The organism is Porcincola sp. LCP21S3_C12 (assembly GCF_052118625.1).
Lineage (GTDB): Bacteria > Bacillota > Clostridia > Lachnospirales > Lachnospiraceae > Porcincola.
Genome location: NZ_JBQKGW010000011.1, coordinates 71111 through 90943 on the forward strand (window position 1 = coordinate 71111; position 19833 = coordinate 90943).

General features: G+C 52.9%; 21 protein-coding genes. 17 read left to right on the forward strand and 4 right to left on the reverse strand.

Annotation, left to right across the window (positions count from 1 at the left end):
* Positions 1-299 precede the first annotated feature (299 nt).
* The 8 genes from ACTQ1N_RS07460 to ACTQ1N_RS07495 all read left to right on the forward strand — a co-directional run bounded on the left by ACTQ1N_RS07460 (position 300) and on the right by ACTQ1N_RS07495 (position 8157).
* Entirely contained in the window at positions 300-1418 is a 1119-nt protein-coding gene (locus ACTQ1N_RS07460) for a 5-methyltetrahydropteroyltriglutamate--homocysteine S-methyltransferase (protein WP_441956115.1), read from the forward strand.
* A 214-nt stretch (positions 1419-1632) separates the two neighbouring features.
* Positions 1633-2778, forward strand: a complete 1146-nt coding sequence (locus ACTQ1N_RS07465; RefSeq protein ID WP_441956117.1) for a tyramine oxidase subunit B — start codon at positions 1633-1635, stop codon at positions 2776-2778.
* Between the two features lie 113 nt (positions 2779-2891).
* Positions 2892-3239: a P-II family nitrogen regulator gene (locus tag ACTQ1N_RS07470; protein WP_154522847.1), complete on the forward strand. Its 348-nt coding sequence runs from the start codon at positions 2892-2894 to the stop codon at positions 3237-3239.
* 29 nt (positions 3240-3268) lie between these two features.
* Positions 3269-4672 carry an APC family permease gene (locus ACTQ1N_RS07475; RefSeq protein ID WP_441956120.1) on the forward strand — a complete coding sequence of 468 codons (1404 nt, stop codon included), beginning with the start codon at positions 3269-3271 and terminating at the stop codon, positions 4670-4672.
* 11 nt (positions 4673-4683) lie between these two features.
* A complete protein-coding gene (locus ACTQ1N_RS07480) occupies positions 4684-5064 on the forward strand; it encodes a (2Fe-2S)-binding protein (RefSeq protein ID WP_441956122.1) in 381 nt (126 codons plus the stop codon).
* On the forward strand, positions 5061-6650 hold the full coding sequence (locus ACTQ1N_RS07485; protein ID WP_441956124.1) for an FAD-dependent oxidoreductase: 1590 nt from the start codon (positions 5061-5063) through the stop codon (positions 6648-6650). Before ACTQ1N_RS07480 ends, ACTQ1N_RS07485 begins: the two co-directional genes overlap by 4 nt.
* A 14-nt stretch (positions 6651-6664) precedes the next feature.
* Positions 6665-7018: a (2Fe-2S)-binding protein gene (locus ACTQ1N_RS07490; protein ID WP_441956126.1), complete on the forward strand. Its 354-nt coding sequence runs from the start codon at positions 6665-6667 to the stop codon at positions 7016-7018.
* Positions 7015-8157, forward strand: a complete 1143-nt coding sequence (locus ACTQ1N_RS07495) for an NAD(P)/FAD-dependent oxidoreductase (RefSeq protein ID WP_441956128.1) — start codon at positions 7015-7017, stop codon at positions 8155-8157. Before ACTQ1N_RS07490 ends, ACTQ1N_RS07495 begins: the two co-directional genes overlap by 4 nt.
* A gap of 95 nt (positions 8158-8252) precedes the next feature.
* Here the strand turns inward: ACTQ1N_RS07495 and ACTQ1N_RS07500 are convergent, their stop codons facing one another.
* Positions 8253-9131: a MerR family transcriptional regulator gene (locus tag ACTQ1N_RS07500; RefSeq protein ID WP_441956130.1), complete on the reverse strand. Its 879-nt coding sequence runs from the start codon at positions 9129-9131 to the stop codon at positions 8253-8255.
* Positions 9132-9255: 124 nt separating this feature from the next.
* The gene (locus tag ACTQ1N_RS07505) at positions 9256-10248 is read right to left on the reverse strand and encodes a diguanylate cyclase domain-containing protein (RefSeq protein WP_441956132.1); all 993 of its coding nucleotides are present in this window, start codon (positions 10246-10248) and stop codon (positions 9256-9258) included.
* 215 nt (positions 10249-10463) lie between these two features.
* Here ACTQ1N_RS07505 and ACTQ1N_RS07510 point away from each other — a divergent pair, with 215 nt between their 5' ends.
* Complete coding sequence (locus ACTQ1N_RS07510) at positions 10464-11018, forward strand: flavin reductase family protein (RefSeq protein ID WP_441956134.1); 555 nt, start codon at positions 10464-10466, stop codon at positions 11016-11018.
* Between the two features lie 171 nt (positions 11019-11189).
* Here the strand turns inward: ACTQ1N_RS07510 and ACTQ1N_RS07515 are convergent, their stop codons facing one another.
* The gene (locus tag ACTQ1N_RS07515; RefSeq protein WP_441956136.1) at positions 11190-12401 is read right to left on the reverse strand and encodes a DNA/RNA non-specific endonuclease; all 1212 of its coding nucleotides are present in this window, start codon (positions 12399-12401) and stop codon (positions 11190-11192) included.
* A 123-nt stretch (positions 12402-12524) separates the two neighbouring features.
* Here ACTQ1N_RS07515 and ACTQ1N_RS07520 point away from each other — a divergent pair, with 123 nt between their 5' ends.
* The 8 genes from ACTQ1N_RS07520 (at position 12525) to ACTQ1N_RS07555 (ending at position 19423) form a co-directional block, all read left to right on the forward strand.
* Positions 12525-12746: a hypothetical protein gene (locus tag ACTQ1N_RS07520; protein WP_441956138.1), complete on the forward strand. Its 222-nt coding sequence runs from the start codon at positions 12525-12527 to the stop codon at positions 12744-12746.
* Positions 12747-12815: 69 nt separating this feature from the next.
* Positions 12816-13226, forward strand: coding sequence for a hypothetical protein (locus tag ACTQ1N_RS07525; RefSeq protein WP_441956140.1), 411 nt, complete (start codon positions 12816-12818; stop codon positions 13224-13226).
* Between the two features lie 360 nt (positions 13227-13586).
* Complete coding sequence (locus tag ACTQ1N_RS07530; protein WP_441956142.1) at positions 13587-15701, forward strand: clostripain-related cysteine peptidase; 2115 nt, start codon at positions 13587-13589, stop codon at positions 15699-15701.
* Between the two features lie 157 nt (positions 15702-15858).
* Entirely contained in the window at positions 15859-17265 is a 1407-nt protein-coding gene (locus tag ACTQ1N_RS07535; RefSeq protein WP_441956144.1) for an amidohydrolase, read from the forward strand.
* Positions 17266-17508: 243 nt separating this feature from the next.
* Positions 17509-17730 (forward strand): hypothetical protein, encoded by a 222-nt coding sequence (locus tag ACTQ1N_RS07540; protein WP_277647591.1) that lies wholly within the window; start codon positions 17509-17511, stop codon positions 17728-17730.
* Between the two features lie 16 nt (positions 17731-17746).
* Positions 17747-18169 (forward strand): hypothetical protein, encoded by a 423-nt coding sequence (locus ACTQ1N_RS07545; protein WP_154522802.1) that lies wholly within the window; start codon positions 17747-17749, stop codon positions 18167-18169.
* A gap of 36 nt (positions 18170-18205) precedes the next feature.
* A complete protein-coding gene (locus tag ACTQ1N_RS07550) occupies positions 18206-18556 on the forward strand; it encodes an RloB domain-containing protein (protein ID WP_441956146.1) in 351 nt (116 codons plus the stop codon).
* A 219-nt stretch (positions 18557-18775) separates the two neighbouring features.
* Positions 18776-19423, forward strand: a complete 648-nt coding sequence (locus tag ACTQ1N_RS07555; RefSeq protein ID WP_441956148.1) for a Fic family protein — start codon at positions 18776-18778, stop codon at positions 19421-19423.
* A 42-nt stretch (positions 19424-19465) separates the two neighbouring features.
* Here the strand turns inward: ACTQ1N_RS07555 and ACTQ1N_RS07560 are convergent, their stop codons facing one another.
* Positions 19466-19807, reverse strand: a complete 342-nt coding sequence (locus tag ACTQ1N_RS07560) for a MoaF-related domain-containing protein (RefSeq protein ID WP_154522787.1) — start codon at positions 19805-19807, stop codon at positions 19466-19468.
* Positions 19808-19833 lie beyond the last annotated feature (26 nt).

The window sequence follows — 19833 nt, forward strand, 5'->3', positions numbered from 1 at the left end:
GTCCGGCACTTTTGTCCGGTGCTTCATACAGTCTCTTCGATGATCAGAAGAGAATCGGAACTTCTTCAATCAATAGGTTCAGCATACAGTGTATCATGGTCCATAGATTCTATCTATGGTATTTCAAATGAAACAGGTATTTTACCAGAAAGGATGTCTTTCATATAATCGGGGACAGGATCCAGGAAGAGGGAATACAGCCGCGTGCATGCCAGGTGTTCCTTTTCATTGGAAACAGGAAGAAAGCAAAAAGGAACTGACAGGGGATCGCCAGGAAAACAACAGGAGGACCGGGACAGATGAAGACACTTCAGACACCATTTCGATATGATTATGTAGGAAGCTTTCTCAGACCACAGAAGCTCAAGGAAGCCAGAAGGGCATTTGACACAGGGAGGATCAGCCACGACGACCTGAAGAAGGTTGAGGATGAGGCCATCACGAAGCTGATCGGGAAGCTGAAGGAGCTCGGCTACCCTGTTCTTACGGATGGGGAATTCAGAAGAGCAACCTGGCATCTTGATTTTATGTGGGCATTCGACGGAATCGGACATGAACCGACAAAGACCGGACTTCCATTTCACGGAGAGGCGGCGATGATCGATGACACCTATATTGATGGAAAACTCGGATTGACTGGGGAGCATCCGTTTGTGGAGCACTTCCGGTTTGTAAAACAGTTCGAGGATGAGAATACGGTAGCAAAGCAGACCATCCCGGCGCCGGCGCAGTTCCTCGCGCAGTTCACGATGCCGTTCAACCGGGCTGCCACGCGGGAATCCTACAGTACCGATGAGGAGCTTGAGGATGATATCGTCCGGGTTTATGGCAAGGTGATTCGCGACCTTTATACGGCCGGCTGCCGGAATCTGCAGCTGGACGACTGCACCTGGGGGATGCTGGCGGACAAAATCGGACCGTCTCTGTACGGGACAACAAGGGAAGGAGCACTTGCCATCCAGAAGAAGCACAGGGACATCAACAACAGGGTGATTGCGGAGGCCCCCTCGGATATGATTGTCAATACCCATGTCTGCAGAGGAAACTTCCATTCGACCTTTGCGAACAGCGGGCCATATGACGGTGTGGCGGATATTCTGTTCGGGGAGGAGAACGTCAATGCCTACTATCTTGAGTTTGACGATGAGCGCTCCGGCGGCTTTTCACCGCTGGCAAAGGTGAGCGGAGACAAGAAAGTGGTCCTTGGCCTGGTTACGACAAAATCCCCGAAGCTCGAAAGCAGGCAGGTACTCATCGACAGAATTCATCAGGCGGCAAGATATATCCCGCTTGAAAGGCTCTGCCTGAGCCCGCAGTGCGGCTTCGCCTCATGCGAGATCGGAAATAAGCTGACGCAGGAAGAACAGTGGGCAAAGCTCCGGCTGGTGAAGGAAGTCGCGGAGGAAGTCTGGGGATAAGCAGCCGGCATCATAGTCAAGTTCCTGCTTGACTCTTGTATAATACCAGGGTTTACGATCCTCCCAACAAGCAATAAAGAAGTTCAAGTACACAGTTTCCGGATGACAAAGACGTCTTCTCACATGAGGAGGCGTCTTTTTTGTGAAGGCGGCCGCTCATCATCGAGTGCGGAGCAGGAAATTCCGGAATGTATCGACAGATGGGGAGGTATGTATGGCGGATTCCAGAATTGATTTCATCTATCTCAGCGAGCCGGATATGATCCGGGCGGGCGTGAAGGACATGAAAGCCTGCATTGAGTCGATGGAAGATATGCTTCTGCTTCTGAAGGCAGGCGATTACATGATGGGCGGCGAGAATCACAATTCCCACGGATGCATGGTGATGTTTCCGGATGATCCGAAGTTCCCGGGCATGCCGAAGAATGCGCCGGACAGACGGTTCATGGCGATGCCGGCGTACCTTGGCGGCAAGTACCGGATGGCAGGCGTCAAGTGGTATGGCTCCAACATCGAAAACAAGAAGATCGGTCTTCCCCGCTCGATTCTGACGATGATGCTGAACGACAAGGACACAGGGGCGCCGCTGGCGCTGATGTCTGCAAACCTTCTCTCGGCCTATCGGACTGGCGGGATTCCGGGTGTCGGGGCAAAGTACATGGCGCGGAAGGATTCCGAGACAGCGGCGATCATCGGCCCCGGCGTGATGGGGAAGACGAGTTTTGCAGCATTTGCGGCAACCTGTCCGAACCTCCACAGGGTTCACATCAAGGGAAGGGGCAGGCGCTCAATCGATTCCTTCATCGAATTCGTGAAGAAAGAATATCCGCAGATTGATGAAATCACTGTAGCGGACACCATCGAGGACGCGGTCCGCGGGGCGGACGTCATCTCCTTTACGACCACGGCACTTTGCGGAGATGACCCGGAGATCGTCAATACCTACCCGTATGTGAAGACAGAATGGGTGAAGCCGGGCGCTTTCATCGCGATGCCGAGCGCGGCTAGATTCGACGATGATCTGCTTCTGAAGAGCAAGCTCGTGGTCGACAACCGCAAGCTCTACGACGCCTGGGAGGCGGAATATCCGTATCCGACCTATCCGAAGATGGGCATCATCGGCTGCAGATTCACGGACCTGATCCATGAGGGGAAGATCAGCAGCGGGGACATCACGGATATGACCGATATCATCGAGAAGAAAGCACCCGGCCGGACATCGGATGACCAGATCATCATCTACTCGGTCGGCGGAATGCCCGTCGAGGACGTCGCCTGGGGCTGCAGCGTGTACAGAAGGGCGAAAGAGCTTGGAATCGGTGTAAAGCTGAACCTCTGGGAGAAGCCGGAGATGGCATGACGAGCAACCTGATCACCAGGATCAGCAGACGTTCGGAAAGGTACGGGTTCATAACACGGCAGAGAATGCCGGGAGTCAAGACACGGCAAAAGACCGCCGGGAGGAGATTGGATATGGCTGCTTTATCGAGAATTGAAATCATCTGTGATATGTCCAAGTTTTCAGTGTTGAAGAAGACACTCAGCGAGAACCATGTCGGCGGCATGACATTCACCCAGGTGCTGGGCTGCGGCGTCGAGAAGGGGACCAAGGAGTACGAGGTCGATGAGAATTATGAGATGGAGCTGCTTCCAAAGATCCAGGTCTCTATCGTGGTCCCGTCCGAGCGGGTCAGAAGCCTTACGGACATCATAGAGAAGGCGCTCTACACGGGGCATATCGGAGACGGCAAGATCTTCGTTTATGACGTGACGAATGTGATCCGTGTCCGTACCGGCGACGAGGGCGAACAGGCGCTTTAACGGTTCACTGCTTCAGAGGAAGAACGCTTATGGATGAGAAGAAATTAGGCCTGAGGGACGTGGTGGCTGTTTCTGTAGGACTTGTCATCGCAACCAGCAGTCTTGTCTCCCTCGGGCAGGGCGCCGGGCGGATCGGGGAACTGTTCATTGCCGCGATGATCATCGCCTGCGTCTTCAATATGATCACGATGGCGACGATGGCGGAACTCAACGCACTTATGCCGAATACGACAGGCGGTCTGGCGCAGTACACACTGGCTGGCATCGGCCCCCTTCCGACGATGGTGCTGATGGTCGGCGGTTATTTCGCATCGAACATTCTCTCGAGCGGTGTCGAGGCGTCGATCTTCGCCTATGCGATGGGCGAGGTGATTCCCCTTCCGCTTCCGAACTATTTCTGGACGCTTCTGATCAGCGTGATCATCCTGATCGCGAATCTGAGAGGTGTGGACATGTTCGCGAAGATCCAGAACCTGGTCTGCTATCTTCTGCTGGGGTCGATGCTGATCATGGGCCTGATCGGGGTATTCGGTCTGGGGACGGGAGCGGTCGTCCGGCAGCCGGCCGTCATGAATGCCACACCGAAGAATGTCATCGCGATGACGGCGACGGCCTTCTGGCTGTTCATCGGCGCCGAGTATGCGATTCCGATCTCGAAGGATGTCCGGAATGCAAAGAGAAATGTTCCGCTTGGCATGTTCCTGGGACTCGGGATGATCTGCCTGGTGCAGTCCATCATGGTGCTCGGTTTTCACCGCTATACGAAGTGGTCGGATCTGATGAACTCGGCAGCCCCGCACATGCTTTACGGCAGCAGCCTTCTCGGGATGCCCGGAAAGATCTGGATGGCCTTTGTTGCGGCTCTGGCAGTCATCAGCTCACAGAATTCCAGCGTTCAGGCGCTGTCGGCGATCGCACAGGGCATGACGAAAATGAACATGATGCCGCAGTGTTTCGGCAGAACGAACAGGCATAAGGTACCGTATGTGGGAGTCTGGTTTGTGACAATTGCGATCCTGGTCTGCGGGTATATCAGCCAGGATTCCTCGGAGCGCATCAGCTTTCTCATCCAGGTCGGCTCTGTGTTCTGGATGCTGTCCTACATCGTCGCCCACATCGATCTTCTGGTATTCAGAAAACGTCTGCCGCGTGCGCCGCGCAACTTCAGGGTACCGGGCGGGCCGGTGCTCCCGCTGATCGGGATCAGCGGAATCGTCTATATGATCTGCAACATATCGACTGATTTCCATACCAAAATGATGATCTACCTTGCGACGGGCGTTACATTTGCCATCCTGTCTGTCTGGTCCATCCTGTGGATCAGGTTCCGGATGAAGATGCCGCTGCTCAAGCCGGTTCCGATCAACAAAGTCCTGGCGATGGAAAACTCGATGTTCTACAAGGTCCGGAGAAACAAGGGCCTTTGCAGGTGAAGGAGGAAAACATGGATCGTATTCAAAATCATCCGATACTGGGAGAGAGTCCTGTAGGAAAGAGTGTGACGTTTACCTACGATGGCCGGGAGCTGACCGGATATGAGGGCGAACCGATTGCGATGGCACTGAAGGTCAATGGCATCATGATCCACCGTTACACCGCAAAGCGCCACGAGCCGAGAGGGATCTTCTGTGACATCGGGAGATGTACGGACTGTGTCATGGTGGTGGACGGCCAGCCGAATGTCAGAACCTGCATCACCCCGCTGAGAGCGGGCATGAAAGTCGAGATGCAGTATGGCGCAGGCGCAAAGCCATTTGATGAAGCTGGCGCGGATGCATCTGCGGAGAGTACAGGAAAAGATGCCAGGGAGGAGAAACGCTCATGAAGATCGAGAAAAAAGAGTTCATCGTTGTCGGGGCGGGACCCGCCGGTCTTTCGGCTGCGATCGAAGCTGCCAGCAGGGGTGTTTCGGTGACGGTCTTTGACGAAAATGTCCGTCCGGGCGGTCAGCTGTTCAAGCAGATTCATAAGTTTTTTGGCTCCAAGGAGCACATGGCGAAGATCCGCGGCTTCAGGATCGGCGAGGAGCTTCTGAGGGAAGCGGAGGAAAAAGGCGTCGAGGTCGTGCTCAATGCGACCGTCATCGGGCTGTACCGGGAGAAGGAGATTCAGGTTCAGATCGGAACAGAGGTTCATCACTATAAGGCGGATGCGATTCTGATCGCGGCCGGCGCCTCCGAGAATATGGTGAACTTCCGAGGCTGGACACTTCCGGGCGTGATCGGCGCAGGTGCGGCCCAGACGATGATGAATCTCTATCACGTCAAGCCAGGCAGCCGGATTCTGATGCTGGGTTCCGGCAATGTCGGTCTGGTGGTCTCCTATCAGCTGATGCAGGCGGGCTGCGAGGTTGTGGCGCTGGTGGACGCCGCGCCGAGGATCGGCGGGTACGGTGTCCATGCCAGCAAGGTCGCCAGGTGCGGCGTTCCATTCTATCTCTCCCATACGATCAAGGAAGCAGAGGGAACGGACTGTGTCAGGGGTGTGACAATCGCGAAGATTGACGCAAAATACCAGTTCATTCCGGGAACGGAGAAGCATTTCGATGTCGATACCATCTGCGTGGCAGTCGGCCTCTCCCCGATGACACAGCTGCTCAAGATGGACGGGGTGAAGATGGCGGACACACGCGGCGGATACATTCCGGCCTGCGATGAGACCGGCGCGACATCCATTCCCGGCATCTTTGCGGCAGGGGATGTTGCCGGGATTGAGGAGGCTTCCTCCGCGATGATCGAGGGCCGCATGAGCGGCGAGGCGGCCGCGGCGTACCTCGGCTATGCATCGGCGGATGAGAAGACGCTCCGCGAAAAGGAGCTGGAGGAGTCCCTGGGAGCGCTCAGACAGGGCATGTTCGCGCCGAAGAACCGCGGAAAGAAGCTGGAGAAGACGGACGAGGGCATCGAGCTGTCGGAAATGCTGCTGGAGAAGGGCTACATCGGCGACGATGAGATCAAACGATTCCCCGGCTACCGGACCGAGATCAAGGTTCACCCGGTCCTCGAGTGTACGCAGAATATTCCCTGCAACCCCTGCCAGACGGCGTGCCGGAAGGGCTGCATTTCCATCGGAGACAATATCACGTCGCTGCCGATCTCGGTGAAGGATTCGACCTGCATCGACTGCGGGATGTGTGTTGCCAGCTGTTCGGGGCAGGCGATCTTCCTCGTCTCGGAGAATCCTGAGAAAGGGACGGGAGAGGTGACAATCCCCTATGAGTTCCTGCCGCTGCCCAAAGAGGGTGAAAAAGGATACGGGATTTCCAGGAGCGGGCAGAGGATCTGCGACGCGACGGTCCGGAGGGTCCGGACATCAAAAGCCTATGACGGGACAGCACTCGTGACCATCGAGGTTCCGATCGGTTATACAGATCGTGCCAGATTCTACCGCAAGGCAGATGAGGCGCAGTGAGAGGAGGAGACGCCATGTTTGATATTCAGGAAAAGCTGAAGGAGATCGGTCCATACGTGCCGGAGAGTGACGACGACCTTCTCATCTGCCGGTGCGAGGAAGTGACGAAGGGCGAAATCAGAAAGGCGGTTCACGAGGGCATCACGACGATTGAAGAAATGAGGCGGTTTCTTCGCTGCGGCATGGGGCTGTGCCAGGGCCAGACCTGCGGAACGCTGACCAGACGGCTGGTTGCCAGAGAATTGGGCGTTCCGCAGAGCGAGATGGATGTTGCAACCTCGCGTGCACCGATGCGGCCGGTTGCGATGGAAACCGGCGGGAGAGACCTGGGTGTTGAAAAACCGGCAGCAGGAGGGGACGCAGAATGAAGAAGACGGCGGATGTCATCATCATAGGCGGCGGAATTGTCGGCTGCGCAAGTGCTTACTATCTTGCGAAGGCCGGTGTGAAGGATATCATTGTGCTGGAGGCGAGCCGGTCGATTGGTCATGGCGGCTCAAGCAGAAATGGAGGCGGCGTCCGCCAGTCGGGACGGGACGTGAGAGAGCTTCCGATTGCCATGTGTGCCGTGCAGAAGTTCTGGCCGACCCTGTCGGAGGAGCTTGGCGTCGATACGGAGTATACCAGGCAGGGCAACATCCGGATGGGAAAGACGGAGGCGCACCTGAGAAAGCTGGAGACGCTGACGGAAAACTGCAGGAACATGGGGCTGGATGTGCGCATGGTTGATGGCAAAGAGGTGCATGCGATCAATCCGTATCTCTCAGACCAGGTCATCGGGGCGAGCTTCTGCCCGACAGACGGCCACGCGAATCCGCTGACTACGACGCTTGGCTACTATGTCAGGGCGCTTGAGATGGGCGTCCGGTTCTACACCGATGCGCGCGTCACGGCGCTCGAGAAGGCTCGCGGACATGTGCGGAAGGTCTTGATGGAGGATGGAACCATACTCGAGGCAGATACCATTCTGCTTGCAGCCGGATATGCCAGCCGGAAGATCATGAATACCGTCGGGCTGGAGGTGCCGATGCATGACGAAATCGACTGCTGCCTGGTCACCGAGATGGAGCCAAAGATGTTTCCTCAGATGCTGGGCTGCGCGGATGCGGATTTCTACGGTCATCAGACACGGCATGGCTCCTTCGTGTTCGGCGCAGTCGCCGGTCCCGAGATGCTGATGGACGAGGATACTGATACGGTGAACTTTGCGCACGCGGCGACGCTCGGGGCAAGCTGCCGGGCAATCGAGGGCTATGTGCCGCTGCTGAAGAATGCGAAGATCGTCCGGAGCTGGACGGGCTGGTGCGACTGCACGAGCGACGGCGTCTGTGTCCTGGGACGCCCGGAGGAGACACCCGGACTTGTCCTGGCCTGCGGCTTCAACGGACATGGCTTTGGAACAGCACCCGCCGTTGGATATATGATGGCGCAGACCATCCTCGGCGAGCAGACGCTCATCGACCTGTCGCCGCTTCGCTATGAGCGGTTCCAGGAGATGATCGGGTAAGCAGGGAACGCATAAGAGGTACGCTGCATGTGAGCTGTCTGACCTGATGCTGCAGAATCAGTGGACAGCAGAGCGATGAAGAACTGGCGCAGCCATTATCGGCTGCGCTTCCGGACTTCGACCGGCAGCTGCAGCTCCGTCAGGTACTCGCTCTCGACGTTCGTTTCATACCGGTCGATGTGACAGAATTCCATCGGATCTCCCATGACCGCCATGTGGTGCCGGGAGGCGTAGGCAAAAAGCTTCGGGACCAGCAGCTTTGTCTTCTGGAAACCGCCCCGGTAGCAGACGGACAAGTAGGTGCCGGCCGGCAGCGTATAGTTGCAGTGAAATTTCAGATAGGGCGAGTAGAAGAACACCTTCTTGGTCCTGTAGTCGGTCCCGGCATCATTGTGCGCATGGATATCAAGCATGTAGCAGTCACAGGCCCCGATCGTCGAGATGGTGTCTGTTCTGGAGAGGAGGGACGGATCCCGCTTCTTCATGTCCTTCCAGACCGCGTCTGTGTAGCGGGCAAGCTCCAGATTGATTTCTTCATCCGGCATGTAGGAATCGCGAAGCATCAGTACATGCCGCGCAGGAAGCTCGAGCTCCGAGACAGAGCCGCTGCAGTCCCGCTCCAGGTTCTCCCGGATGGAGCGCAGCCTGCCATCGATATTTGTTTTCTTTTTTTCAAGCACCCGGATCTGGTTCTGGATCCGGGTACTTTCTGTCTCAAGCATCTCTGTGACATGGTGGATGTTCCGGTCTCTCTCGAAGGTCAGAATCTCGTCTGTCGAAAAGCCAAGATCCAGCAGCTCCCGCACCGTATTCATCGTCCGGACATCGTCAATCGTGTAGGTGCGGTAATTGCTGGAGGGATCCCGGACAGGATGAAGGAGTCCGACCTTCTCATAGTACCGGATGGAATCCTGGCCGATATGGAAAAGCCTGGACAGGTCTCCGATTTTGAAACGCGCCTGATTCCCTGACATGGAAAAGTCTGCCTTTCTGTCTGCTCATTTGTATCTATAAGTCCTGATTTCATCTTGTTTTGTATCACAAAAGGAGAAGATTCGGGGGACTGTCACAGGGCTGAAATTTGGATAAGCAGAAGAGTTACTGCTGGTCACCGGTTCCGGCTGCCGAATCATCCGTGACGATATGGCTGGTGCTCTGCCCTTTTGCCAGGAACATGTACCTGTCTGCACGGGCGATAATCGATTTTGTGTTATCCTCCCTGCGCACCACGGTGATACCAATCGCCGCATTGCAGGAGATCCTCTGCCCGTCGACCACGATCTCCGTGCTGTTGGAAAGCTGGAGAAAACGTTCTGCTACGCCATGAATGTCCACAGGCAGCTTGAGCTGCAGGACACCGACAAACTCATCTCCGCCCCAGCGGCAGAAACGATCCGTCCGCCTGCTGAAACGACGAAGCCTGAAACCAAATTCTTTTAACAGGCTGTCTCCCACACTGTGTCCATAAAGATTGTTGATATCATGGAAACGATCCAAGTCAGCAAACAAGACGGCGAAGGGATGGCCGGTACGCTCGTAACGTGCAAGTTCCTCCGCAATGCAGGACTCCATGTACTTTCGATTCGGCAGGCAGGTAAGGGGATCCCTTGTTGCCACCTCGTAGATATCCCGCATCAGATCTTCACCATATGGATCTTCCGTGACCGGAATAAACAGTGCAATAAGCTGCCGGACATTCCCCTGCACATCACTCAGGGGAATCAAGGTATTACGAATCAGAAGGTTATTCCCATCCTTCTTACGCATAAACATCTTCATCGTCTGCACTTGCCTGGAGTGGTATGCTACCATGGCAGGACAGCTTGGGGAGGGGATCTCTTCGCCACTGATAAAAGAGCAGGAAAAAGGAAGATCCACGCACCGTTTTCCGATGACCTCTTCAGGCATATAGCCGATCAGCCTTTCTGCCTCCTGGTTCCAGAACAGCACCTCCTGATCCGGGCGCAGGATATAGCAGCCGAATGGGAGATCGTCCAGAAGACGGAGAAAATCCTCCTGATCGGGAAGGAAGGAGCGGACAAACCTGAGATCTGAATTGATCGATTCCTTTTCGTGATGATTCTCGGCCATTATGAGCGATCCTTTCTCCACTGACTCGTACGGTGATGATATCATATGTTCCGCAAAATCGTTCTTGTATTGTACTCGCACTGGCACCGTTTATCAAGGATTTACGCATTCATGGAATAGCAGATTCTGTTGAAGCAATGTTTGTTTTTGTGGTATAAGCATAGAAAAGACGACTCCTTATTACAGGACGGGCAGGTAGAAAGAGAGGTTGAAAGATGAGGGAATTTTCGGGACAGAAATCAGTGATTACACCGGAGGGCGTTTTTATTATTGGAACCTATGATGAAAACGGGACACCGAATGCCATGAACGCGGCATGGGGCCAGCAGAGTGATTATGGTGAGATCACGCTTTTCCTCGGAAAGCACAAGACAACAGAAAATATCAAGAAGACAAAGGCATTCACGGTTGCCATGGCGACGAAAGATACGGTCGTCATTTCTGATTATTTCGGTATGGAGACCGGCAATAAGGTCAACAAGATCGAGAAAGCCGGAGTGCATGTCCACAAGTCCGCTCATGTGAATGCACCGGTTATTGAGGAGTATCCGCTGACACTGGAATGCGAGCTGAAATCGTGGGACGATGAGACTGGAATTCTGGTTGGAACCATTGTAAGCTCACAGGCAGATGAAAGCATCCTCACAGATGGGAAAGTGGATCTGGATAAGATGCAGCCGATTATGTTTGATATGGCGACGAATACATATCGTGTCATCGGACCGGTCGTGGGAAAAGCATTTCATGACGGACTGCAGCTGAAAGGATAATAAAGTTTACAATTTCATGATCGGGCAAGTCCTGGTGGAAGGAATTCCATCAGGGCTTTTTTAATTGTTGAGCATCGGTGGAGGCATATCCTTCGCACCGGAGACAGAAGCGCTGGAAAGGGGCAGAACGTCTTCTACAGGGAAAGGAGGAATACAGGGGAGGGGATCTCCTCAGGGGTTGCACCTTTTGCAGGGTTCATACCCCATTGAGATCAGGTCATCCCTGGAACCGGTGTACTCCATCTTGTTGGAATCAGACATCTGGCCGACAGAGCTGCAGCCCGGATAATGAAACTTCCCGGTGTTTGTATTGACGATGTACGTCATTGCCGGTCCTCCGGTAGCACTTTCCGGGGCGGATACTATCTGCGGCGATTCTCCGGACGCCTGATCCTGAGGAGTGCTGGCCTGTTTGCTGATACTCTGTGATGCGTCAGAGCTGGCGTCAAGAAGATCATAGGCGTTCATCCCCAGAGCCAGCGCAAGAGCCGCATCAATGCCATCTCCCGGGAGGCTGTGATTCTGCCTGAACGCCGCAGCGGCCGCCGCTGTTCCGCTTCCTGCGATTCCGTCGGGCGAACCGCAGTCATAGCCCTGATCGTTCAGTGCCTTCTGGACGGCCTTGATGACAGAAGGAGAGGAAAAGTTCACGCCATCATATTTGGCAGTTTCACTTCCGGTATAGGGCTTGCCGGAACTGTCGCCGGTTGCATAGTCGATGGAAATGCCTGGCTGGACATTGTAACAGTAAACGTTAAAGGAGACGCCGCTTCCGCTGTCCTCAACGGACTCCGCTTCCATCAGGACTCCCGATGCCAGGAGGTTGCTGTCTTCAAAAATCGGAGTAACGCGGTAGAGCACATGGTTCCCGGTTTCCTTTATATAATCGGCGACCTGGTTCTCATAGGGCAGCATGCCCTCGACGTTCATGTACCGGGTTCCGGTGATCAGGTTCTCTTCATTGGCATTCTCTCCGGACAGCTCGTAGGCAATCAGATGACAGCGGTTATAAAGATAATTGCCATCGATTCCCTCATATTTTACAGTATGCCACCCCGTCGGCTGGACACTTCCAATGGAGCCCCTGGGAGTGTCCGGGAGAAGATCCGGCCCGATGCAGGCGACGGCTTCGCCGCACCGCCCCTCCTCGTCCAGTTCCGAGAAGGTCTCAAAGGAAGAGGATGACAGGTCAGATTCCTGAAAATACGGGATGTTGTCATGGAACTCTGCGGAGGGTGCGGACGAGTAGGCTGGAAGATCATCCTGCGTGATCGTCTGTTCATCCGAGAGAACGGTTGTGATGGCAGCGCCGGCAGGCGCCGCCATCGAGAAACACAGAATCAGCGACAGCAGGAAGGATATTGGCATGTTTTGTCTTTTCATATTCGCACCTCTTTGCGGTTACCTATGTCTGCATCATAGGTCATCTAAACGAACCTGTAAAGATACGAAAGATCAGTGAAAAGCTGCTTGCCGCGGCGATGGAGGAATTTTCATCGAAGGGGTATGACGGTGCGTCAGTGCGACCGAAAACTGAGGAAGGATCTGTCGGAGGAGATGGTGGCGGATGTATTCCGTCAGCTGCAGAATGGTCTGAATGCGGATTTCCGGAACAAGCAGGCTGGAGATTCACGGGAAAAGCTGATTGCACATGAGCTGGCCTGCCAGACTGCCTTGTCTGTGTTTCTGTACGGCGTTCTGGATACAGGCGGACATGCGGCAGATTGATGAGATCTGTCATCGAATCGAGGCACACTGAGTCGAGACATTTTTCTTCCGATTGGAATCGGACTGGTTATGGGATACCCGGCGGGCCTTCTGCTCAGAAAGGTTCGAAAGAAGGCGGGAGTGCTGGCCATTCTTCTTGCAGACATCACGGCGACGGCCGTTGTCGGGATTCTGCTGAATCGCTTTCTGTTTTCGACAATTACACTGAATTATATGCTTATGGGTGTGTCGGCATCCGCTGCATTCTCCAATATGATCGATGAGGCGGAACTTGAAGAATTGACCGACTGGTATGCACCGATTCTTGGAGTCAGCCTTCTGACGGCAATCGTGGATCTGGGGGCACCGCTGGATTACCACCTGATTCTCGGGGCAGGTCTTTATACCTTTGTGTACATTGCGTCTGCAGCGGTAATCAATGAGATCATCGCCGTGATCGCGGCGAAAAAAGGGTTTGAGCTGGCAGGAGAGATTTCATAGATAAAAGATGAACAAGTTCCAAACTAAAACAAAAATCATACTATGAAAAAATATTATAATCAACAACCAATTTTTCCGCCCGTACTCGATTTTCCGTACTACAATGAATTATTTAACTCTGGCATAATGAGATGGAACCAAAGGGATAGGAACGCAGGAGCAGGCAACGCCGCCATTGATATGGCATTTATTATTTATGAGCAATACACCTCTTTTCGAATGTTGGGTCAGACCGCCTGACATGATACACAAAAGCAGGAGTATTGCTCTATTTATGTCCAAATCCCCTGAAATAATAGGCTGATTCAATGGTTTCATGCGTTATACACGGCACGATCCGAGACGTCGGAGAAGAAAAACATGATGATGAAAAAAATATATGCAGCGCTGGCGCTCGCCGGTACGTTTGCAGTCAGCGCAGACCTGTCCGGATGCGCGGAAGAGACGACAAGGTCAGTGTTTGCGGAGCTGGAGGAAGCATACAGCGCCGGGACGTCGGAGGGCGGTGAAGCGGTTTCTGCTGAATCCGCGGACGGGGAATCCGTTTTCTCCGGTGGAACCGGGAGCACAGAGCCGGGCTGGACCCTCATGATCTACCTGTGCGGCTCTGATCTGGAGAGCGAGAACGCCATGGCATCCATGAATCTGGAGGAAATGTGCAGTGCCTCGATTCCGGAGGGTGTCAACGTGCTGGTGGAAACCGGCGGATCTTCTGCCTGGTATTGGGACGGGATCGAAACGGACGTGCTCGGACGTTTCCAGGTCCATGACGGCGTGCTGGAGGAAGTGGAGACGGCGGAGCTGGCATCCATGGGGAATTCCGCTACGCTGACAAATTTCATTCAATGGGGTGTCTCCAACTATCCGTCGGAGCATTACGGTGTGATTCTCTGGGATCACGGCGGCGGGAACGCGGATGGCGTCTGTTATGACGAATTGTATGACGGCGACAACCTGACGCTGCCGGAACTTGGGTCAGCCCTTCGCGATGCAGACAGCATGCTGGATTTCATCGGCTTTGACGCCTGTCTGATGGCGAGCATGGAGACAGCCTCCGCGGTCAGCGGGACCGGATATTATATGGTGGCTTCAGAGGAGACAGAGCCCGGACTGGGATGGGATTACGAGGCGATGCTGAATGCGCTCGGAGAGAATCCTTCCATGAAGGGAGATGAGCTGGGGCAGATCGTCTGCGATGCTTTTCTGGAAAAATGCACGAGACTCGACTGCGCCGATGAGGCGACGCTTTCCGTGATTGATCTCTCTCAGACAGGAAAACTGGATGCCGCTTTCGATGAATACACCGGCGGCATGGCGCTGGCGGCGAACGATGTGCGGACGCTGAACAGTGTGGCTTCCGGCGCGGACAGGACAGAGTCCTATGGCGGCAATACAGACACAGAGGGTTACTGCAACATGATCGACCTGGCGGATCTTGTGACCAACACGCAGGACTACGTGCAGACGGACGGCACTGCTCTTCTGTCGGCAATCGACGAGGCGGTCGTCTACAGCGTACACGGTCCGGGAAGAGAGAATGCCAACGGCATTTCGGTCTTTTATCCGATTGGCGCGACAGAGGATGAGCTGTCGATGTACATGGAAGATTCAGATCATACGCCGTATCTGCAGTATATCGCAGCAGTCACGGACACCTACGGCGATGTGGACTGGCAGGCGGCCTGGACGGAATACGACTCGTCTGGTGCCGAGTCAAATTCATCGGGGGACGGTGCTTTCTGGCAGGATATGCAGGAGCAGCTGACAGAGCTGCAGCCTGTGACAGGAAGCGACTTCGATGTACAGTTTTCGCAGTCGGTTGGCGAGGACGGATACCTGAATCTCTCGATTACCTCGGGACTGGAGGCAGTGAAGTCCGTCCATTTCCTTCTGCTGTATATGCCGGACGGACAGGAGGACGGATCATCTTCCGAATATGTCTACCTCGGTGAGGATAACGACATCAATGGCGACTGGGAAAACGGCACATTCCAGGATAATTTCTGGGGGCAGTGGATGACGATCGGCGGTGAATTTGTGAATGCTGAGTTGATTGAGGAAACAGACTATTACAATCTGTATTCCATCCCGGCGAAGGTGAACGGACAGGAAACCAATCTTCACGCCATTTATGATTATTCTGCGGAGAAATATCGGGTACTTGGCACGTATGACGGCATCACAGACAGCGGAGATGCGTCCGGCAGTAAGACAAGCCGGGGCATCACTCCGCTGCAGGCAGGCGATGAGGTCGTTTTCCTGCTGCCGGCCTATGAGGCTGATGCGGACGAGGACGCCTGGTATACCACCGACGCGGTGACATGGTCGGAGGATGTGGTCATGCAGAACGAGGATATGGGTGATGGCTTCTACATGTACATGTTTGAAATCAAAGACATCTTCGGCGTGGAGTATGACACGGAACCGGTTGTCATGGAGGCTGCGGGCGATACCATTTATCCGATCATGGAGTGATGCGTCCGTGTAAATAGCCAAAACTTCCCGCACCGGAAAGGCGAATCCTACCCTCTTGACCTTATACCAGATATAGACTATAGAGTATTACTTATCAGGTGATCATCATTGTATCAGCTATATGTTTATGCATCGTATCAAAGAAGGAGGAGCGTTAATGGGAAAAAAGGTGCTCATTCAAAACGCACGTGCCATCGTGACCTGTGATCAAAACGACACAGTCTGCAGGAATGCCGATATTCTGGTGAATGGACCGGAAATTGAATCCATCGGGCCTTCGCTCAGCGGAACGGAACAGGCTGAAGGCGCGGAGGTGATTGATGCGACCGGTATGCTGATCTATCCGGGACTCATCAATACGCATCATCATTTCTTTCAGACATTTGTCAGGAATCTGATCACGATTGACTATGCGAATATGACTGTGCCTGAATGGATCGCGAAGATCTATAAAATCTTTCAGGCGATCGATGATGATGTGATCTATTACTCTTCGCTGACTGCGATGGCGGATCTGATCAAGCACGGCTGTACGGCGGCTTTTGACCATCAATACTGCTACACGGATAGAACAGGCAAGCGGCCTGTAGACCGGCAGATGGAAGCAGCGGATCTCCTCGGAATCCGATATCATGCGGGAAGGGGAACGAATACGCTTCCGCCTGAGTCCGGCAGCGACATGCCCGTGAATATGGTGGAAACAACAGAAGAGTTCCTTGATGACTGTGAGCGGCTGAGAAAGCGATATCATGATCCCCGGCCCTTTTCGATGCATCAGATCGTTCCGTCTCCGTGTCAGCCCATGAATTGCAGAAAAGAGACATTCGTTGAAACGGTGAAATACTGCAGGGAGAACGGACTCCGGATGCATACGCATCTGGGTGAAGGCGAGAACGAAGTGATGGTCCGGAGGTGGGGCAAGCGTACGCTGGAGTGGGCGGAGGAAATCGGATTTGTGGGTCCCGATGTATGGATCGCCCATGCATGGGAACTTACGCCGGAAGAGTGGAAAACACTCGCAAGGACGGGAACAGGTGTTTCGCATTGCCCGACGCCGGCACTGCTGGGAGGATTCCCGATTCTGCCGATTAAAGATATGCAGGAAGCAGGAGTCAATATCAGCCTGGGATGCGATGGTTCGGCAACAAATGATGGATCAAGTCTTCTTGATTCTATGAGACTTGGATGGATGGCGCAGTCGTACTTCAGCAAGAGCCGCGGAGGGGCGATCTCTCCGTATGATATGCTCAAGATCGCGACCGTAAACGGGGCGAAAACGCTTGGACGTGACGATCTTGGAAGTCTGGAACCTCATAAAGCAGCAGATCTCTTTATGATCGATTCTGCGAAGCTCGAGCTTACAGGGGCTATCCATGACCCGAAGAATCTTCTCGCTCGCTGCGGTGTGACAGGATATACGGATCTTACCATGGTCAATGGCCGTGTGGTCTGGCGTAACGGCACGTTGACAGGCGTTGATGAAGAAAAACTTTCTGCTGAGGGAGAAAAAGTATTCGACCGGGTTATCAAAGAACCGTTTCACACGTTCTATTCAGTTTCCTGAATGGGAAAATGGATCCGTACAGGCAAAAATAATAAAGGCATCGGTGACAGACATCCCGAACTTGCTATATAGGCTCTCGGAATCGGATTTGAATGCAGGATCAATAATGTGCGTCTCCAGATTGCTCAGGGACAAAACTGATCACAATAGACAGGAATCAGGAATACAGCAAAACAATCGGAATCGAGGACGCATCCCGCTATCGATCTGAAGCTGCCTATGAGGAGAAAGAGGTAGAAAACCATGTTGAGCATTCTGGCACTTATTTTTATCATGATCGGGCTGTTTAAGCTTACGGGATTGTTTTTCCGGGCTGTCGGCACACTGCTCGGATGGATTTTCGGAGGTATCGGCTGGCTGTTTTTGGCCGGGCTTGCAGTGACGGTCTTCGGTCTGGCACTGATTGCAGTTCCCGTAGTTCTTGTTATCGGCCTTGTTGCATTGATCGCAGCAGCGGTATCCTGATGTGGAGGATAAGGCAATGAATGAAGTTTATGACAGGAATAAAGAGATACGAGAAGCAATCCGGGCCGGAGAACGTGCGCTGGACAGCCTGAAGGAAGCAGATCGGCAGCTGAGCAGTGCCGGAACCTGGGGATTGATTGATATTTTCGGCGGCAACACATTCTCCGGTCTGATGAAGCATATGAGGGTAAACAACGCCAGCCGTTACGTGGATGATGCGAGACGAGATATGGCGGCGTTCCGGGATGAGCTTGGTGACATTCGCGATCTTGAAAATTTGAATGTAGACATTGACGGGTTCCTTACCTTTGCAGATTTCTTCTTTGATGGATTTGTGGCAGACATCTTCGTTCAGTCAAAGATCCGAAAGGGACAACAGCAGGTGAGAGAGGCAATCCGGAGAGTGGAAGATATACTGTCTTCTTTGCGTAAATACTAAATAGATTCGTAAACCTATTTAGAGAGCAATGAACCTGTGCATAAGGAGAAGTTTGAAGGTATACTTTCTGAAATGAAGGAGGCAGGAGAATTCAAGCGCATCAAATACCGCCTCGGTTATTGTAATTATTGCTTTGAACTTTGGATGGTACTCCACAAGCGGGCATGTAATGGACCGCTCAGTCATAGAAGCCAGTATCTGGGGCCGATCAACCAGGCGTTTGGAGAGCATTTTGAGAACCTGGATCAGTACAAACATGAGAATGATTTTAAGAGATGTCTTTCCGGTATCACGGTCGAAGATGTGAAAAATGCGGTAAAACGCGCAGACATAATAACTGAGGATAACAGCAAGAACGGAAATAAGCTTATAGAATACAAAGGATGATCGAGTAGTAACGGGCTTTGTGCGGCGGTATATACCTGATTTTTTGTGCCCCACTACGGGTTAACTACTGAAGCGGGGAGGAAAAATCGGAGGTGTGATCATGAATAATATTGAAATAAGGACGCTTTTAAGGACACGTTATTTCAGAAAATTGCTTGATTTCTGAAATAATAGGCCTATAATTTAGTCGCTATTTCAAAATAACAAGGAGAATAACATATGAACCGTGCAGGAGCATACGTAAATAATATAACAGGTAATGCGACATACCAATCCTTTCAGCCTGCTCCTTTGCCGCCTGAGTCATTGGAACTAAACAGCGATTCTGTACAGCTTCTGATCGAGGCCAATCGGGAGTTGGCAAAACTGAATACTGCCGCCAGTCTGATTCCAAGCACAGACCTGTTTGTGTCTATGTACGTGCGTAAAGAAGCACTCATGACATCCCAAATTGAGGGGACACAATGCACTTTGGATGATATTCTGGATCCCGATATGGATACCAACGTAAATCTGGATGTTGGTGATGTAGTCAATTATGTAAATGCTGCACAATATGCTATTATTCACATGCAAGAACTGCCGCTGTGCAATCGTTTGCTTCGGGAAACGCATGCAATATTAATGGCCGGCGTTCGCGGCCAGGAAAAGAATCCCGGTGAGTTCCGCCGCTCGCAAAATTGGATCGGTCCAGCAGGCTGTACATTGAAAGATGCCCGTTACATTCCTCCAAATGTAGAGGATATGAACGAGGCCATGCCCGCCCTGGAAAAGTATATGAACGAAGATAAGCGGTATGACTGCGGTTACATTGAAGCTGTTGTCATCTGTGCCGAACACATGAATCTAAAAATTCTCTGTGGATAATGATTTTCTCATTGATTTGTTCCTTTCGCCTGTCATCAGACATCAGTCCATGATTTTCAGTGTGCCTTTGTGAAGAAGTTCAGCCCTTTTACCGCGCGCATTCTCATCCGGCCAGGTCATAAAGGCATAAACCCTGCCATTTGCAAAATCTGCAATCTGGGATACTACAAGACCGGACTCCTCAATCCAGTTGACCATGTATTTTCCATCGCCGAGGTCATAAGAAGTATACGGCTCGTCCTCATGTGCCGGAGCGCCCTCGGCGATCTTTGAGAGTGCGTCCCAATGCAGTTTATTCTCACTGAGATAGGTAATTACAAAGTGGTAGCCTGTCTCATAATCTACATCGACCTTTTTCCCCTTAGTAAATTCATAAATAGACATCTTTGTTTTCTCCTTTGTTGATGTTA

What these genes read in the sequence shown, in the direction of transcription:
- ACTQ1N_RS07555 (WP_441956148.1), top strand. Translation starts at nt 18,776, where the DNA reads ATGAACCGTGCAGGAGCATACGTAAATAATATAACAGGTAATGCGACA.
- ACTQ1N_RS07560 (WP_154522787.1), bottom strand. Translation starts at nt 19,807, where the DNA reads ATGTCTATTTATGAATTTACTAAGGGGAAAAAGGTCGATGTAGATTAT.
- ACTQ1N_RS07515 (WP_441956136.1), bottom strand. Translation starts at nt 12,401, where the DNA reads ATGAAAAGACAAAACATGCCAATATCCTTCCTGCTGTCGCTGATTCTG.
- ACTQ1N_RS07510 (WP_441956134.1), top strand. Translation starts at nt 10,464, where the DNA reads ATGAGGGAATTTTCGGGACAGAAATCAGTGATTACACCGGAGGGCGTT.
- ACTQ1N_RS07465 (WP_441956117.1), top strand. Translation starts at nt 1,633, where the DNA reads ATGGCGGATTCCAGAATTGATTTCATCTATCTCAGCGAGCCGGATATG.
- ACTQ1N_RS07540 (WP_277647591.1), top strand. Translation starts at nt 17,509, where the DNA reads ATGTTGAGCATTCTGGCACTTATTTTTATCATGATCGGGCTGTTTAAG.
- ACTQ1N_RS07505 (WP_441956132.1), bottom strand. Translation starts at nt 10,248, where the DNA reads ATGGCCGAGAATCATCACGAAAAGGAATCGATCAATTCAGATCTCAGG.
- ACTQ1N_RS07485 (WP_441956124.1), top strand. Translation starts at nt 5,061, where the DNA reads ATGAAGATCGAGAAAAAAGAGTTCATCGTTGTCGGGGCGGGACCCGCC.
- ACTQ1N_RS07530 (WP_441956142.1), top strand. Translation starts at nt 13,587, where the DNA reads ATGATGATGAAAAAAATATATGCAGCGCTGGCGCTCGCCGGTACGTTT.
- ACTQ1N_RS07500 (WP_441956130.1), bottom strand. Translation starts at nt 9,131, where the DNA reads ATGTCAGGGAATCAGGCGCGTTTCAAAATCGGAGACCTGTCCAGGCTT.
- ACTQ1N_RS07490 (WP_441956126.1), top strand. Translation starts at nt 6,665, where the DNA reads ATGTTTGATATTCAGGAAAAGCTGAAGGAGATCGGTCCATACGTGCCG.
- ACTQ1N_RS07495 (WP_441956128.1), top strand. Translation starts at nt 7,015, where the DNA reads ATGAAGAAGACGGCGGATGTCATCATCATAGGCGGCGGAATTGTCGGC.
- ACTQ1N_RS07480 (WP_441956122.1), top strand. Translation starts at nt 4,684, where the DNA reads ATGGATCGTATTCAAAATCATCCGATACTGGGAGAGAGTCCTGTAGGA.
- ACTQ1N_RS07520 (WP_441956138.1), top strand. Translation starts at nt 12,525, where the DNA reads ATGACGGTGCGTCAGTGCGACCGAAAACTGAGGAAGGATCTGTCGGAG.
- ACTQ1N_RS07545 (WP_154522802.1), top strand. Translation starts at nt 17,747, where the DNA reads ATGAATGAAGTTTATGACAGGAATAAAGAGATACGAGAAGCAATCCGG.
- ACTQ1N_RS07535 (WP_441956144.1), top strand. Translation starts at nt 15,859, where the DNA reads ATGGGAAAAAAGGTGCTCATTCAAAACGCACGTGCCATCGTGACCTGT.
- ACTQ1N_RS07525 (WP_441956140.1), top strand. Translation starts at nt 12,816, where the DNA reads ATGGGATACCCGGCGGGCCTTCTGCTCAGAAAGGTTCGAAAGAAGGCG.
- ACTQ1N_RS07460 (WP_441956115.1), top strand. Translation starts at nt 300, where the DNA reads ATGAAGACACTTCAGACACCATTTCGATATGATTATGTAGGAAGCTTT.
- ACTQ1N_RS07475 (WP_441956120.1), top strand. Translation starts at nt 3,269, where the DNA reads ATGGATGAGAAGAAATTAGGCCTGAGGGACGTGGTGGCTGTTTCTGTA.
- ACTQ1N_RS07470 (WP_154522847.1), top strand. Translation starts at nt 2,892, where the DNA reads ATGGCTGCTTTATCGAGAATTGAAATCATCTGTGATATGTCCAAGTTT.